A 13,586-nucleotide genomic window follows, 5' to 3' on the forward strand; every position below is an offset into this window, starting at 1 on the left:
GTATTATTACTATTAAATCTAAACCATTGTGGCTACTCCCCAGTTTATAACAATAAAATTAATGACGATTTAAAAATCTATGTAACAACTTACTCAGGAGATAGATATTTAAATCAAAAATTAATCTACGAGTTAAAACCATACTTTGATATAAATGAAAAAAATACATTTCAATTAGATATTGAGAGCAAATATGATAACAAGACTATTTCTAAAGATATTACAGGCAAAACAACAGATCTTGAAATATTTGTAAACATAAATTTTAAAGCAACGTATCAAGATTATACTGAAACCTTTTCAATAAAAGAAAGTATTAAAATTAAAAGTAAAACAGACGCTTTCGAACAGCAAAAATATGAAAAAATTATTAGAGATAATTTTGCAAAATCAATCAAACAAAGATTACTTTTAAAATTGATAAATATTAAACAAATAAATGATTAAAAAAATATATGAAATAAATGAAAAAATATTATCAATTAATAATTTATTTTTGTTATATGGCCTAAATGATGGGGCTAAAAAAGAGTTAATAGATAAAATAATAAAAAGTTTAAATAATAAAAATGTTTATAAGTATAATGAAAAAGAAGTTTTTGAGAACCTACAGTCATTTTCAGAAAGTATAATCTCAAAATCTCTTTTTGATGAAAAAAAAATTATAATTATAAATGGTTGTACAGATAAAATTGTTGATGCAGCAAATACACTCGTAGAAATAGTTGACGAGGAGATAAAAATTATTTTCAATGCAGGGAATCTTGATAAAAAATCGAAATTAAGAAAATTATTTGAAAAAGATAACAATTTAATTTGTATACCGTTTTATCAGGATGATAATAAAACGCTACTATCTATCTCACAGAAATTTATAGCGGAAAATAAAATATCTATTTCTACACATGATTTAAATTCAGTTGTTAATAGGTGTAATGGAGATCGAGGAATTTTAAAAAATGAATTAGAAAAAATTGAGCATTACTCAGTTACAAATAAAAAAATAAGCTCAGATGTACTTTTTAAACTAACCAACTTAATTGAAAACTACAGCGTTGATGAACTTACAAACAATTATTTGGCAAAGAATAAAAAAAAAATATTACAAATTTTGAATGAAAATAACTATGTCTCTGAAGATTGTATTATAATTATTAGAAACTTACTATTTAAAGCTAAAAAGCTATTACAGTTAACAAAAAACTTTTCAAAAACAAATAACCTCAATCAAACAATTAATGATTTTAAACCTCCAATATTTTGGAAGGAAAGAGAAATTATAAGCACACAAATTTTAAAGTGGTCCGAACCAGAAGTAAAAAAATTAATTTATAAAATATTTGATATAGAACTCGAAATAAAAAAAGACATAAGTAACTCGAAAAGTCTAATTATAAATTTTATTTTAGAAGACTTTGCTAAAATTAATAATTATTCTTAATAATATCTATTATTTTGTTAAGTTGATCTAAATCTTTATATTCAAAACTTATTTTACCTTTATTTCTTTTATTATTTTGTATATCGACATTTAGGCCAATTTTATTTGAAATAGAAAGCTCAAGTGAAATAATATTTGAATCTTTAGTAGTCTTAGATTTTTTTCTAGTTTTAAAAATTTTAACAAGATTTTCTGCCTGCCTTACTGATAATTTTTTTTCAATAATTTTATTTGCAACAAAAATAGCATTATCAAGACCAACTAAAATTTTCGCATGACCAGCTGTTAATTTTTGAGTTTCAATTAATTTTATCACATCATCTGGCAAGCTTAAAAGTCTTAAAGAATTAGTAATGTGAGACCTGCTTTTACCAATAAATTTTGATACTTTTTGTTGATCATAGGAAAACTCATCTATTAATCTTTTATAACCTTGGGCTTCCTCAAGAGGATTTAAATCATGTCTTTGAACATTTTCTACAATTGCAAATTCTAAAGATTTTAAATCGTCAGCTTCAGTAATAACAACAGGAACATTATGTAAACCTGCTCTTTGTGCAGCAAGCCACCTTCTCTCTCCAGCTATTATTTCAAATTTTCCATCACTACCATTTGATTTTCTGACAATGATTGGTTGTATCATTCCCCTTTCTTTAATTGAATTAGTAAGATCAATTAAATTATTTTCATCAAATATTTTTCTTGGCTGATACTTGTTTGGAACAAGATCGCTTATTTGTAATTGATTTTTCTCTAGCTCTTCTTTAGCCTCACCAATCAATGATGATAAACCTCTCCCTAGACCCTTTTTAATTTTATCCATTAAGCAGCACTTCCTATTGTTGACTCTTGATTTATAAATTCGTCTGTAAAACTAAAATATGACTTACTGCCTGGACATGATTTATCATAAATTAAAACTGGCATACCATGCGAAGGTGCTTCAGATAATCTAACGTTCCTTGGTATTACTGTTGAGTAAACTTTTTCACTAAAATAATCTCTTGCTTCTTTTTCAACTTGTGAAGATAATTTGTTTCTTTTGTCATACATTGTTAAAAGTATACCCCTGATTTTTAATTCTGGGTTTAAGCTTACTTTTATTCTTTCAATAGTTTTCATAAGCTGCGTTAGTCCCTCAAGAGCAAAAAATTCTGTCTGCAAAGGAACCAGAAGCGAGCCTGAACATACAAGAGCCATAACAGTCAATAGGCTAAGTGAAGGTGGGCAATCTATCAGAATATAATCATAGGATCCACTAGAATTATTTAAATAAGCGGCTAATTTGCGCTTTAAGATAAAAGCTCTATTTGAATCATCAGCTATTTCAACCTCTAGACCTGATAAGTCAACATTGGAGGTTACCAAATCCAAATTTTCAAACTGAGTTTTCTTTATTACTTGATAAATTTCTTTAGTTCCATTCAAGACCCCATAGATTGTATTGCTTGAGTTTTCCATATTAGATAATCCAAGACCTGTAGTAGCATTTCCCTGAGGATCTAGATCAATAACTAGAATTTTTTTATTCAGTTGTGACAGACCAGCAGCTAAATTGATTACTGTTGTGGTTTTTCCCACCCCACCCTTTTGATTTATGACTGAAATAATTTGCATTTTATTTTTTTCAATTTTTTTTAATTTTTTTTTTAATTTTTTTTATATTTATTAAAAATGAATCATTGCTTGTTAAACTTTTTTTTTCTATATATTCCAAATTCCATTTTTTTTTAGAATTTTCTAAAACTTTTTTTCCACTTTTGCCCATAAAAAAAATTAAATTTTTATATTTCGAAAAATTTTCATAAACTAAATCTAAAACAACAGGCATAGGTTTAAACGCTCTTGACATAATTGTTCCTGTCTCTAAATTTTTTATCTCAAAAATATTTTTTTGAAAAACTTTTGTATTTAAATTTAATTTTTCTGAAACTTCTTTTAAAAAATGGCTTTTATGGTAGCTTTTTTCATAAAGATGCACATTCATTTTATTTTTCATGTTTTTTAGTATAATTGCCACTATAATTCCTGGGAAACCGGCTCCAGAACCTAAATCTGTAGTTGTATTGCAATTTAAATCAACAAAATCAATTATTTGCACAGTATCTATAATATGACGCTCAATTATTGAATTTTTTGATGCTGTATTTTGACCAATTATGTTAATTTTTTTATTTTTTTCAAGAATCAAAGATATATAGTTTTCAAAGTCTAAAAATGTTTCACGTGAAACATTTAAATGATTAAGTTTAGAGTAAGAATTTAAAATTTCTTGATCCATTAAGCTATATGCTTAATAGACCTTCTTTTAACATGTGACAACAAAATATATACAGCTGCTGGGGTTATTCCATCTATTCTAAGGGCCTGACCCATAGTTTTAGGTTTTATTTCTTTAAATTTAGCTTTGACCTCATTAGATAATCCTGAAAGCACATCATAATTGATTTTATCAGGAATAATTAAGTTCTCATCCCTCTTAAATGCTAAAATATCTGCTTTCTGCTTTTTTAAATAACCCCTGTAATGAGCATTAATTTCTACTTGTTCATCAATTTCTTTACAAAAAAAGGGTATTTCAGGCCATATTTCTCTAATTTTGCTCATATTTACATTCTTTTGAGTTAGCACCTCATTTGATGACCTCAATATTCCATCTTTAGCTATTTTAATTCCATATTTTTCTGCTTTAGATGGTGAAATACTAGAATTACTCATTTTTAAATTAATTTTTTCAATTTTTTCGAATTTATCTAAGTATAAAGCTTTTCTTTCTTCTCCAATTAACCCAATTTTTATTCCCTTAGCTGTTAATCTTTGATCTGCATTATCTGCTCTCAAACTTAATCGATATTCTGCTCTTGATGTAAACATGCGGTAGGGTTCCGCTACTCCCTTGGTAACTAAATCATCAATCATTACTCCGATGTAAGCATCAGATCTATCAAGAATAAAAGGCTCAGAATTTTTAACAGATAAAGCTGCATTTATCCCAGCTATAAGTCCTTGTGCAGCTGCTTCTTCATATCCTGTTGTTCCGTTAATCTGGCCAGCAAGATAAAGATTACTAATCTTCTTAGTTTCAAGGGTCAAGAATAGTTCACGTGGATCTATATAATCATATTCTATGGCATATCCTGGTCTTATAATAGTAACATTTTCTAAACCATTGATATTGTTACATATTTCTTCTTGTACTTCCACGGGAAGCGATGTGGAGATCCCATTTGGGTAAATTGTGTGATCATTAAGCCCTTCTGGCTCTAAAAAAATCTGATGACGAACTTTATCTGCAAATTTTACTATTTTATCCTCTATTGATGGACAATATCTTGGGCCTACTCCTTTTATATTGCCTGAGTACATTGCACTTTTAGATAAATTTTTTTTTATAATTTTATGAACCTTCTCATTGGTATAAGTCATTCGACATGACACTTGTTTGTTTAAATTTTTTTTTGTTAGGAAAGAAAAAAAATAAGGATCATCATCTGCAAATTGTTCTTCAAGGTTTTCAAAATTAATTGTTCTTGCATCCAACCTCGGAGGTGTTCCAGTCTTTAATCTTCCAATTTTAAAATTATATTTTGCTAGTTGTTCACTTAAACCTGTTGAAGGCTTTTCATCGTACCTACCTGCCGGTGTTCTTTCATCACCTATATGTATCAAACCATTTAAAAAAGTTCCTGTTGTTAGTATTAACTTTTTGCATGATACCTTTTTACCCTCTTTAGTTTTAAAACCACTTATATTGTTATTATTAAAAATAAACTTTATCACAGGATCTGAAAAAATGCTTAAATTATAGTAGTTTATAAGTTTTTCTTGCATAAATTTACGGTAGAGCAGTCTATCTGATTGTGTTCTTGGACCACGTACAGCTGGACCTCTACTTCTATTTAATAATCTAAATTGTATGCCTGATTTATCTGCAACACCTCCCATAACACCATCAAGTGCATCTATTTCTCGAACTAAATGACCTTTACCCAAACCACCAATTGCAGGGTTACATGACATCTCACCAATAGTTTCTATTTTATGGGTGAATAGGGCAGTGTTAACTCCTAGTCGAGCAGAAGCAGCGGCTGCCTCACATCCTGCATGACCTCCACCAATTACAACTACATCAAATGACAAATCATTTTTCATAGGTTGAATTTATATGTGAATAAATAATTTACAAGACAGGCTTAATTTTTTGTAAATAAGCGTTAATTATCAATAATTCTTAATAAAAAATGTCTAAAAAACATGATAAATATGAGATTATTTACCGATGCAAAAATCGTTGAAAATACTACCCAAAATCTCTTCTACATCAACTTTTCCAACAATCATACCCAAATGTCTAGTGGCTAATCGTAAATCTTCTGATGCTTTATCAAAATCTTCTATTTCTTTTTTTTGATTAAAGTTATTCAAATGATCTAGGCACTGTTCCAAATGTTGTCTGTGTCTTTCTCTAGTAATTAAAATATCATCACTAGTTATAAATTTATTTTTTAAATTATTTTTTATTTTTGAAATTAGTTCATCAATATTTTTATTATCTTTAATTGAGATTAAAACATGATTTATATTTTTAATTTCTGAATCAATTTCTTTTTCCAAAAGATCAGACTTGTTTATAACTAAAATTGCATTTTCATCTAACAAACCCTTCAAAACATCAGAAAAATCAAGGCTTTTTGCATCTACCACTACAAGCTTTAAATCTGCTTCTTCAGCTCTATTTAAAGATAATTTAATACCTTTTTTTTCTATCTCATCTTTAGATTCTCTTATTCCGGCGGTGTCTGATATTATTACGGGATAACCATCTATATTGAGATGAGTTTCTATAACATCTCTTGTAGTACCAGCTATTTCAGAAACAATTGCAACATCTCTATTAGATAAATGATTTATTAAACTAGATTTCCCTGCATTAGTAGGTCCAAGAATTGCAATTTTAAAACCTTCTCTAATTCTTTCTCCAACTTTTTGATCATTTAAAATCTTTTCAATTTTTTGGATAACATCATTTGAATCATTTTTGATTTCATCCAAAATATTATTAGGCAAATCTTCATCGGGGAAGTCAATTTTAGCTTCAACATGAGATAAAATTTTTAAAAGTTTTTCTCTTAAAAAATTAAATTGATCTGCAGACTTGCCGTTCATAATTTTAATTGCTTGTTGTCTTTGAATTTCTGTTTCAGATGAAATTAGATCAGCTATACTTTCTGCTTCTAATAAATTTATTTTTCCATTTTGAAACGCAAGTTTAGTAAATTCGCCTGGCTCTGCTAATCTACAATTTTCAATTTGAGAAATAGAAGAGTGAAGGGCGTCCACCACGGCTTTACTACCGTGGACTTGAATTTCAGCCATATCTTCACCTGTGTAGCTCTCAGGTCCAGGAAACCATAGTATTATACCCTCATCTATCAGCTCAGAAGTGTTGATTTTATTGATTTTTCTTAATGTTGCCACTCTTGGCTGAGGAACTTTTTTACCTGTAAGAGTCTTGATTACTTTTGAAGATTGTTCTCCTGAAATTCTAACAATTGCAACACCTGAAACACCAGGCCCGGTAGATAAAGCATAAATTGTCATTTGAAGATTATATCTTCAAATTAACATCGCTGTAAAACTTAAAATATTATAAAAAATTCTTATGCTGGTTTGTTCATTGAGTTAAAGAACTCAGCGTTATTTTTTGTGTCTTTTAATTTTGAATTTATAAACTCTATTGCGTCCATAGTACCCATTGGGGCAATTATTCTTCTCAACACATTCATTTTTTGTAAATCATTTTTATCAAACAAAAGTTCTTCTCTTCTTGTTCCGGACTTTGTTATATCAATTGCAGGGTAAATTCTTTTGTCTGCAATTTTTCTATCTAAGACAGTTTCACTATTTCCTGTTCCTTTAAATTCCTCAAAAATAACCTCATCCATTCTGCTTCCAGTATCAATCAAAGCGGTAGAAATAATGGTTAATGATCCACCTTCCTCAATATTTCTCGCTGCACCAAAAAATCTTTTTGGTCTTTGAAGTGCATTTGCATCCACACCTCCTGTTAAGACTTTTCCTGAACTTGGTATTACAGCATTATATGCTCTTCCCAATCTTGTTATTGAGTCTAATAAGATAACAACATCTTTTTTATGTTCAGTTAATCTCTTTGCTTTTTCTATGACCATTTCAGCAACGGCTACGTGTCTTTGTGCTGGCTCGTCAAAGGTAGAGCTAATTACTTCACCTTTTACGGTCCTTTGCATATCTGTTACCTCCTCAGGACGTTCATCTATCAATAGAACTATTAGATAACACTCTGGATAGTTTTTGGCTATTGAGTTTGCAATACTTTGTAAGATCATAGTTTTGCCCGCTTTTGGTGGTGAGATAATTATTGATCTCTGACCTTTTCCGATTGGACTAACTAGATCAATTAATCTTGGGGTGAGGTCTGGTTTTTTTTCTACCTTGGTTTTTTCAATTTCCATCACCAATTGTTTGTCTGGATATAATGGCGTTAAGTTATCGAATGCAATTTTGTGTCTTGCTTTTTCTGGCTCTTCAAAATTTATTTTACTAACTTGTAGTAATGCAAAATATCTTTCACCTTCCTTAGGAGCTCTAACTGGTCCTTCAACAGTATCTCCGGTTCTTAAACCAAATCTTCTAATCTGACTTGGGCTAACATATATATCATCCGGTCCGGGAAGATAATTAGACTCCATTGCTCTAAGGAAACCAAACCCATCTTGCAGTAACTGCAAGACACCAACACCTGTTATTTCCTCTTTTTCTGCAACTTTTTTTAGAATAGCAAAAAGAATTTCCTGTTTTCTAAGTGTGCTAGCATTTTCAATACCAAGCTCTTCTGCTTGTGTAATTAGCTGTTCAGATGATTTAAGTTTGAGTTCTTGGATATTCATGATTAGTTTGCTGATAAGGACTTATCGATACGTATAATATATATACTGTTTTTGTTATTTCAACCCTAGATTGGCTTAAAAATAGCTAAAAATACAACAATAATTAAAATTACAGTTGGTACTTCATTAATAATTCTAAAAAATTTAGAAGATCTTAAATTTGTTTCATTTTTCAATGCTTGAAGACATTTGCCCAAATATTCATGATAAATTGATAGAAATAATACCAACACCAATTTGATTTGCATCCATAAATTTGAAAAAACTTCGAATCCAATTAAGTAAATTAATATTAATCCAAAAGCCCATGTTAGCAACATAGCAGGACGCATAATGTAATTGTATAGTCTCTTCTCCATCAAAATAAAAATATCAGTGGTTTCTTTTTTTTCTTTGTTTTCAACATGATAAACAAAAATTCTTGGAAGATATAAAAGACCAGCCATCCAGGAAACAACAGCAATTAAATGCAAGGACTTAAAAAGCAAATAAGTATTCATTCATCAAATATTTTTTTCAATTAAAGATTTTAATAAAATAATATGGTCATCATTGTCATTTAAACATGGAACCATATCAAAGTTTATTCCTCCAGCATTTACAAAACTTTCTTTTCCTTGAATTAATATTTCTTCCAACGTTTCCACACAATCAGATGAAAAGCCTGGACAAATTGTGAGGATATTTTTAATTCCTTCTTTGGGTAAATTTTCTAATGTTTTGTCAGTGTACGGTTGAAGCCATTCTTGTGGACCAAATCTTGACTGGAAGGTAGTTTTAATTTTTATAGAATTAAACTTTTCTGAAATAAGTCTCGTTGTTTTACGACAATAGCAATGATACGGGTCCCCTTTATCAAAATATTTTTTTGGTATACCGTGGTATGAAGCTATGATTAGGTCTGGTTTCCAATCAATTTCATTAATTTTTTTATTAATTGAATTAACTAGTGCCTCTACGTATAGAGGATTAGATTCATAATGTGGTATTATTTTTAGAGAAGGTTGCCATCTCATTTTCATCAGTGTTCTATAAACTTCGTCGCAAACCGTTGCTGTTGTTGCTGCTGCATATTGAGGATAAAGAGGAAGAACAACTAAATTTTCACATCCCATCTCGTGTAATTTATTTATTTTACTTTTAATACTTGGATTTCCATATCTCATTGCAAAATCTAAAACGACATTTTCTTTTTGTAATAACTGAGAAATTTTTTCACTTTGTTTTTTTGTATAATATAGAAGGGGAGACATATCTTCATCTTTCATCCAAATTTCCTTATAAGCCTTAGCAGTTTTTGAAGGTCTAAAAGTTAGAATAAATAAATTTAAAATTATTTGCCAAATCATAGGATTTACTTCGATCACTCTTCTATCTGACAGAAATTCTTTTAAATACTTTCTAATATCAAACCAATTCGTTGAGTCTGGTGTACCTAAATTAATTATCAGAACCCCTGTTTTCCCATACTTTATTGGTGGATGATTTTTATCCATAGTCTAATTATTTTTTACAATGTTAACTAAATTTTCGACCATTTCTGGATTGGTTTCTGGAAGAATACCATGCCCTAGATTAAATATATATGGATGATCTTTAAAAATTTCCAAATACTTATTTGTCTCTTTTTTCAAATTGTCATAATCAGTTAATAAAACCTTAGGATCTAGACCACCTTGTACAGGAATTTTAATGTTTTTAAGTATTTTTTTAGGATTAACATTATAATCAATACTTATTGCATCGGGTTTAACTATCTCACAAAATTCTTTATAATTTTTGATCTCTCTTGGAAAACATATTACTGGTACTTTTAAAGATTTAACATAATCTACTAAATTCAAAGTAGGAGTGTAAATATAATTTGGAAGATCTTTTTCTTCTAACAAACCAGCCCAGCTATCAAAAATTTGAATGATGTTTGCTCCATTATCTATTTGATTTTTAATGTGAACTTTCAAAAATTTTTCTATAATTAATAAAATTCTATTTATTAAAAATTCATCTTTAAAAAAATTTTTATTTAAATTTTTTTTTGGTGATTTTAAATTAATCATATAGACCAGAAGAGTCCATGGAGCACCAACAAATCCAATAGTATTTTTATCTTTTACAAGTGGATCAGAGCTTACTTTTTTAATCGCTTTATAAACAGGATATATTTTTTCAACAAAATCTATTTCATCTAATTTTGCTATCTCATTTAAATTTATACTATCTAATTTAGGACCAAAATTTTTCTCAAATCTTACTTTTTGACCCAGACCATAAGGTAACATTAAAATATCAGAAAAAATTATTGCAGCGTTAATATCAAATCGTTTTAATGGTTGTAATGTTATTTCAGCTGACAGGTTATCATTTAAACATAGATTAATGAAATCAGGATTGTCTTTTCTGATTTTTCTAAACTCAGGTAAATATCTTCCAGCTTGTCTCATTATCCATATAGGATTAAATGAAGTGTCTTTGTTAATAATTACTTTGTTTAAAGGTTTCATATAAAAATCTTATAAATTATTGTAGTATTAATATATCTTGTGAATAAAGAAGATTATTTTTTATAAACATTATTTTCACAACTTACCAACATGTTTAATGATTAAAATTGTTTAAAATGAAGCTTTTTTGATTATCTCAATTTTTGTGGATTGTTTTAGCTTATTTATTATTATTGTTAATAAAAGTCATGTTTTACAGATGTTATTGGAGAAATTTAAAATTGTATAATTTAATTAAAATAATACACATTTATTAACAATTTATTTATGAGTAATACATATCAAATTTATTTAATCTCTGATTCTACTGGCGAAACTTTAGATAGAATATTCTTAGCTCTTAAAGCACAATTTTTAAATATAGATTATAAAGTTCATTCTTACTCTTTTACAAGAACAGAAAATCAAATTTTAAAAATTTTAGAAGATTCTAAAAAAAATGAAAATTCGATAATTTTGTATACTATTGTAGATAATAACCTTGCTAAATATTTGACAAACGAAAGTGAAAAAAAAAAGATCCCTTGTTTTGGAGTATTAGGTAACTTAATTTTAAATTTTTCTAAAATTTTAAACCAAAAAGCTACCCATGAACCTAGCGGACAACACGTCTTAAATGACGAGTATTACGATAGAATTGAGGCAATTCAATTTACTATGAATCATGATGATGGAAACTTAATAAATGAAGTTGAAAAATCTGATATCATACTTGTAGGGGTTAGCAGAACCAGTAAAACACCGACATCTATATATTTAGCAAACAAAGGGTTCAAAACATCAAATATCCCATTAGTTAACGAAAATTCTTTGCCTGAAAATCTTAAAAAAAATCCTCATAAAACTTGCGTGGTTGGATTAAGCACAGAGCCTGAAAGGCTGGCAGACTTAAGAAAAAATAGAATGAATTCATTAAAGGAAACAGAAAGTATGGATTACACTAATTTAGAGAGTATAAAAAAAGAAGTTCTAGAAGCAAAAAAAACATTTCAGAAATATAAATGGCCCTTAATAGATGTAACAAGGAAATCTGTTGAAGAAACTGCTGCTTCAATTATAAAAATTCACGAAATATATTTAAATAATGCAAAATAAAATTATCCTTGCTTCAAAAAGTAAGGTTAGAAAAGATATTTTAGATAAGAATAATATAGTAAGTATTGTAAAGCCATCGAATGTTGATGAGGATGTTGTTAAAATTGCTTTAATTAAAGAAAGAGCAACACCAGAAATTATTTCAAAAAACCTTGCAGAATTAAAAGCAAATAAAGTTAGTATTAAAAATGAAGACCAGATAGTTCTTGGGGCTGACAGTGTTATTGATATAGATGGAGAGTTAATATCAAAACCTAAGAGTAGAGAAGAGGCAATGACAATATTAAGAAAACTTAACGACAAATCTCATTTTTTAATAAGTTCTGTATGTATTTCAAAAAATGGCTCAATGATTTGGAATTACACTGACAAAGCAATATTAACGATGAAAAATTTTTCAGATTCAGAATTGAAAGAATACTTATCTAAGATATCAGATGAAAATCTTTATGCTTACAATGTTTATCAGATAGAGGGGGAGGGTAGAAATTTGTTCAGCAGTATAGAAGGTGATGAGGATACAATAATGGGTTTACCCATAAAAAAAATTAAAGAATATTTAGCTTTACAAAAATGAAGAGATATTCAGTAATAGGTAATCCAATAGATCATTCGTTATCACCAAAATTGCACAATTATTGGTTAATGGAAAATAATATTGATGCTAATTATAACAAAATAAAATTAGAAGAATCTGAAATTAAAAATTTTATTCAAGAAATAAAAAAACAAAAAATAATAGGATGTAATGTTACTGTACCTTTTAAAAAGACAGTAATACCTTATTTAGATAAATTAAGCCCCGAATCTAAAGAGACACAATCAGTAAATACTATTATTTTTCATAATAATCTTTTAGTTGGACATAATACCGATATCTTTGGATTTCAAAAAGCAATTCAAAATACAAATTATAATTTTGAAAATAAAAAAATATTAATTTTGGGAGCTGGAGGAGTAGTACCCTCAATAATTTTTGCACTAAATAGGATGAATGTTTCAAAGATAACAATAAGCAATAGAACAAAGGAAAAAGCCGTAAATTTAAAAAATCAATTTAATAATATTGATATCTTAGAATGGGGAATGGCTATCAGTTACGATGTTATTATCAATGCCACAAGTTTAGGCTTAAAAAACGAAAGTATAAATTTAGATTATTTAAATACCTCTAAGAACAAATTATTTTATGATGTAATTTATAATCCAACCGAAACTAACTTTTTAAAAGAAGGAAAAAAGTCTGGTAATCAAATAGAAAATGGTAAATTAATGTTTATTTATCAAGCTTTTGAGGCGTTTAAATTATGGCATGGAATTGAACCAACAATTAATAAAGAAACACTTAAATTATTAGATAATGATTAGAATAGCCATAATTGGAGATATTGGATCCGGAAAGACATTCGTTGCAAATAATTTTGGATATCCAGTCTTCAATGCCGATTATGAAGTTTCAAAGTTATACCAAAAAGACAAAAAAATTTTTGCTAAATTAAAAAAAAAATTACCAAAATATATCTCTAATTTCCCAATAAACAAAAATGAAATTACAAATGCAATATTATCTAATAAAAATAATTTAAAACAAATAATAGAAATTGTTCACAGAGAAATAAG

15 protein-coding genes are annotated in these 13,586 nt (G+C 28.1%); 6 read left to right on the forward strand and 9 right to left on the reverse strand.

Annotation, left to right across the window (positions count from 1 at the left end; all coding sequences use genetic code 11):
• On the forward strand, nucleotides 1-447 hold a 447-nt coding region (locus ACTTA5_RS07235; RefSeq protein ID WP_440649064.1), incomplete at its 5' end, for a hypothetical protein.
• Nucleotides 440-1,441 (forward strand): DNA polymerase III subunit delta, encoded by a 1,002-nt coding sequence (holA, locus tag ACTTA5_RS07240; protein ID WP_440649066.1) that lies wholly within the window; start codon nucleotides 440-442, stop codon nucleotides 1,439-1,441. The genes ACTTA5_RS07235 and holA, both read left to right, overlap by 8 nt.
• Here holA and ACTTA5_RS07245 read toward each other — a convergent pair.
• The 9 genes from ACTTA5_RS07245 to hemE all read right to left on the reverse strand — a co-directional run bounded on the left by ACTTA5_RS07245 (nucleotide 1,425) and on the right by hemE (nucleotide 10,871).
• Nucleotides 1,425-2,264 (reverse strand): ParB/RepB/Spo0J family partition protein, encoded by an 840-nt coding sequence (locus tag ACTTA5_RS07245; protein WP_440649068.1) that lies wholly within the window; start codon nucleotides 2,262-2,264, stop codon nucleotides 1,425-1,427. The genes holA and ACTTA5_RS07245 overlap by 17 nt on opposite strands.
• On the reverse strand, nucleotides 2,264-3,058 hold the full coding sequence (locus ACTTA5_RS07250) for a ParA family protein (protein ID WP_440649070.1): 795 nt from the start codon (nucleotides 3,056-3,058) through the stop codon (nucleotides 2,264-2,266). The genes ACTTA5_RS07245 and ACTTA5_RS07250 overlap by 1 nt, the downstream gene beginning before the upstream one ends.
• A gap of 10 nt (nucleotides 3,059-3,068) precedes the next feature.
• Nucleotides 3,069-3,722: a 16S rRNA (guanine(527)-N(7))-methyltransferase RsmG gene (locus ACTTA5_RS07255; protein ID WP_440649072.1), complete on the reverse strand. Its 654-nt coding sequence runs from the start codon at nucleotides 3,720-3,722 to the stop codon at nucleotides 3,069-3,071.
• Entirely contained in the window at nucleotides 3,722-5,593 is a 1,872-nt protein-coding gene (mnmG, locus tag ACTTA5_RS07260) for a tRNA uridine-5-carboxymethylaminomethyl(34) synthesis enzyme MnmG (protein ID WP_440649073.1), read from the reverse strand. The genes ACTTA5_RS07255 and mnmG overlap by 1 nt, the downstream gene beginning before the upstream one ends.
• A 117-nt stretch (nucleotides 5,594-5,710) precedes the next feature.
• The gene (gene mnmE / locus ACTTA5_RS07265) at nucleotides 5,711-7,042 is read right to left on the reverse strand and encodes a tRNA uridine-5-carboxymethylaminomethyl(34) synthesis GTPase MnmE (protein ID WP_440649075.1); all 1,332 of its coding nucleotides are present in this window, start codon (nucleotides 7,040-7,042) and stop codon (nucleotides 5,711-5,713) included.
• A gap of 59 nt (nucleotides 7,043-7,101) precedes the next feature.
• On the reverse strand, nucleotides 7,102-8,370 hold the full coding sequence (gene rho, locus ACTTA5_RS07270) for a transcription termination factor Rho (RefSeq protein ID WP_440649077.1): 1,269 nt from the start codon (nucleotides 8,368-8,370) through the stop codon (nucleotides 7,102-7,104).
• A gap of 65 nt (nucleotides 8,371-8,435) precedes the next feature.
• The gene (hemJ, locus tag ACTTA5_RS07275; RefSeq protein WP_440649079.1) at nucleotides 8,436-8,870 is read right to left on the reverse strand and encodes a protoporphyrinogen oxidase HemJ; all 435 of its coding nucleotides are present in this window, start codon (nucleotides 8,868-8,870) and stop codon (nucleotides 8,436-8,438) included.
• Nucleotides 8,871-8,873: 3 nt separating this feature from the next.
• The gene (hemH, locus tag ACTTA5_RS07280) at nucleotides 8,874-9,866 is read right to left on the reverse strand and encodes a ferrochelatase (protein ID WP_440649081.1); all 993 of its coding nucleotides are present in this window, start codon (nucleotides 9,864-9,866) and stop codon (nucleotides 8,874-8,876) included.
• A gap of 3 nt (nucleotides 9,867-9,869) precedes the next feature.
• Entirely contained in the window at nucleotides 9,870-10,871 is a 1,002-nt protein-coding gene (hemE, locus tag ACTTA5_RS07285; protein ID WP_440649083.1) for a uroporphyrinogen decarboxylase, read from the reverse strand.
• Nucleotides 10,872-11,138: 267 nt separating this feature from the next.
• Here hemE and ACTTA5_RS07290 point away from each other — a divergent pair, with 267 nt between their 5' ends.
• The 4 genes from ACTTA5_RS07290 to ACTTA5_RS07305 form a co-directional block, all read left to right on the forward strand.
• Complete coding sequence (locus ACTTA5_RS07290) at nucleotides 11,139-11,966, forward strand: pyruvate, water dikinase regulatory protein (RefSeq protein WP_440649085.1); 828 nt, start codon at nucleotides 11,139-11,141, stop codon at nucleotides 11,964-11,966.
• Nucleotides 11,956-12,543 carry a Maf family protein gene (locus ACTTA5_RS07295; RefSeq protein WP_440649087.1) on the forward strand — a complete coding sequence of 196 codons (588 nt, stop codon included), beginning with the start codon at nucleotides 11,956-11,958 and terminating at the stop codon, nucleotides 12,541-12,543. The genes ACTTA5_RS07290 and ACTTA5_RS07295 overlap by 11 nt, the downstream gene beginning before the upstream one ends.
• Nucleotides 12,540-13,334: a shikimate dehydrogenase gene (gene aroE, locus ACTTA5_RS07300; protein WP_440649089.1), complete on the forward strand. Its 795-nt coding sequence runs from the start codon at nucleotides 12,540-12,542 to the stop codon at nucleotides 13,332-13,334. The genes ACTTA5_RS07295 and aroE overlap by 4 nt, the downstream gene beginning before the upstream one ends.
• Nucleotides 13,327-13,586, forward strand: a 260-nt coding sequence (locus ACTTA5_RS07305) for a dephospho-CoA kinase (RefSeq protein WP_440649091.1), incomplete at its 3' end; no start/stop codon positions are given. The genes aroE and ACTTA5_RS07305, both read left to right, overlap by 8 nt.

The organism is Candidatus Pelagibacter sp. HIMB1521 (assembly GCF_052047875.1).
GTDB lineage: Bacteria > Pseudomonadota > Alphaproteobacteria > Pelagibacterales > Pelagibacteraceae > Pelagibacter.

Bases quoted from the DNA above. Each gene is read 5' to 3' on its own strand.
- holA (WP_440649066.1), top strand. From the start codon at position 440: ATGATTAAAAAAATATATGAAATAAATGAAAAAATATTATCAATTAAT.
- ACTTA5_RS07245 (WP_440649068.1), bottom strand. From the start codon at position 2,264: ATGGATAAAATTAAAAAGGGTCTAGGGAGAGGTTTATCATCATTGATT.
- ACTTA5_RS07250 (WP_440649070.1), bottom strand. From the start codon at position 3,058: ATGCAAATTATTTCAGTCATAAATCAAAAGGGTGGGGTGGGAAAAACC.
- ACTTA5_RS07255 (WP_440649072.1), bottom strand. From the start codon at position 3,722: ATGGATCAAGAAATTTTAAATTCTTACTCTAAACTTAATCATTTAAAT.
- mnmG (WP_440649073.1), bottom strand. From the start codon at position 5,593: ATGAAAAATGATTTGTCATTTGATGTAGTTGTAATTGGTGGAGGTCAT.
- mnmE (WP_440649075.1), bottom strand. From the start codon at position 7,042: ATGACAATTTATGCTTTATCTACCGGGCCTGGTGTTTCAGGTGTTGCA.
- rho (WP_440649077.1), bottom strand. From the start codon at position 8,370: ATGAATATCCAAGAACTCAAACTTAAATCATCTGAACAGCTAATTACA.
- hemJ (WP_440649079.1), bottom strand. From the start codon at position 8,870: ATGAATACTTATTTGCTTTTTAAGTCCTTGCATTTAATTGCTGTTGTT.
- hemH (WP_440649081.1), bottom strand. From the start codon at position 9,866: ATGGATAAAAATCATCCACCAATAAAGTATGGGAAAACAGGGGTTCTG.
- hemE (WP_440649083.1), bottom strand. From the start codon at position 10,871: ATGAAACCTTTAAACAAAGTAATTATTAACAAAGACACTTCATTTAAT.
- ACTTA5_RS07290 (WP_440649085.1), top strand. From the start codon at position 11,139: ATGAGTAATACATATCAAATTTATTTAATCTCTGATTCTACTGGCGAA.
- ACTTA5_RS07295 (WP_440649087.1), top strand. From the start codon at position 11,956: ATGCAAAATAAAATTATCCTTGCTTCAAAAAGTAAGGTTAGAAAAGAT.
- aroE (WP_440649089.1), top strand. From the start codon at position 12,540: ATGAAGAGATATTCAGTAATAGGTAATCCAATAGATCATTCGTTATCA.